1 protein-coding gene is annotated in these 1,389 nt (G+C 38.0%); it reads left to right on the top strand.

Translation table 11 applies throughout. The annotated features are described in order from the left end of the window. Positions 1-248: 248 nt before the first annotated feature. Positions 249-1,389 (top strand): glycosyltransferase family 10 domain-containing protein (locus G6Q06_RS08305; protein WP_205436016.1); only part of this gene is annotated, 1,141 nt, incomplete at its 3' end.

The raw sequence follows: 1,389 nt of genomic DNA, 5'->3' as shown, positions 1-1,389 counted from the left end.
AGACCTAAGATTTTTCTATGCTTGATACTTCCCTGCGCTTAAAGCAGGGTTTAGTACAAATCCTCTAACGCAATGATCGGCTTAGCTTAAGCTTGCAGGCTTTTAGCGCTAGTGCTAAACTTTTTTAGTACAGATTGGGCATTTTGTCAGTTAAAATAATCTTTTTCTTTAGAAAAAATGCACAAACCCTAGCACAAAATCTTTAAAATTGCTACAATTGTCGGTTTCAATCTTAAAAGGATCTTTAAATGTTTCAACCTCTCCTAGATGCCTACCTTGATTCCATGTGGCTACCCCAAATAGAATCAAAACCACCCCTTAATTTGGCTATCGCGTATTTTTGGAGTGAGGATCACCTGCAGGGTTTTAAAGAACATCTCTTTTATTACATTTTAAACTCTGCCTACGATATTAATCTTTCTAGTACTTTGCCTTGTGATATTGTTTTTGAGACTGTCCCTAACCTTGATGGCAAACAAGGGCTTATTTTAAATTTCCCTCAAAAGCGCATCGGCTATATAGGGGAAAATATGCGGATTAACTTTGATATTTATGATTTTGGCATGGGTTTTGATGATCTAACTTTTGGTGATCGGTATTTGCGTGTGCCCCTTTACTACTTAAACTTGTGGTGGTATGCTCACATTGTAACAAAAAACCTTCATTCTCCCTTTGTACGGCTACCACATGAAGAGAATATCCCCTCCACCTGTTCTTTTAAAGACTTATACCCCACCCTAGATGCACTCATTAGAGAACAAACAGATCCACTTAAAAGAGGATTTGCTAGTTTTGTGGCTTCTAATCCTAATGCCCCCATGCGCAATGCTTGTTATCAGGAGCTTAATGCCTATCGTCCCGTTGCTTCTGGAGGAAAGGTTTTTAATACTCTAGGTAAACCAATCAGCAATAAGGAAGAATTTTTAAGCCAATATAAATTTAATCTTTGTTTTGAAAACTCTAAAGGGTTTGGCTACACCACAGAAAAAATTATAGATGCTTACTTTGCCCACACCATTCCTATTTACTGGGGCAATCCTGCAGTTGCTAAAGATTTTAACCCTAAAAGTTTTATCAATGTGCATGATTTTAAAGATTTTACAGAAGCTTTAGATTTTATTGCGTATTTAGATACCCATGACAATGCTTATTTAGACATGCTACATGCTCACCCGCTTAATAGTGTAGATGGCAAACCCTCATTCTACCAAGATTTAAGTTTTGCTAAAATTCTAGCCTTTTTACAAAGGGCAATAGATTGTAAGGAGGTTTATCACACACATACATTCCCCCCCCCCCCCACTCCTCCGCCGCCTCCTCCGCCGCCTCTCCCTTTTCACAAAAAGGCTATTAATAAATTAAAACGCATGGCTAGCTCTTTTTTACAAG

The organism is Helicobacter suis (genome assembly GCF_902196135.1).
Lineage (GTDB): Bacteria > Campylobacterota > Campylobacteria > Campylobacterales > Helicobacteraceae > Helicobacter > Helicobacter suis_A.
The sequence above is the reverse complement of the archived record's forward strand: the minus strand, read 5'-3'. Positions and strand labels throughout refer to the sequence as shown.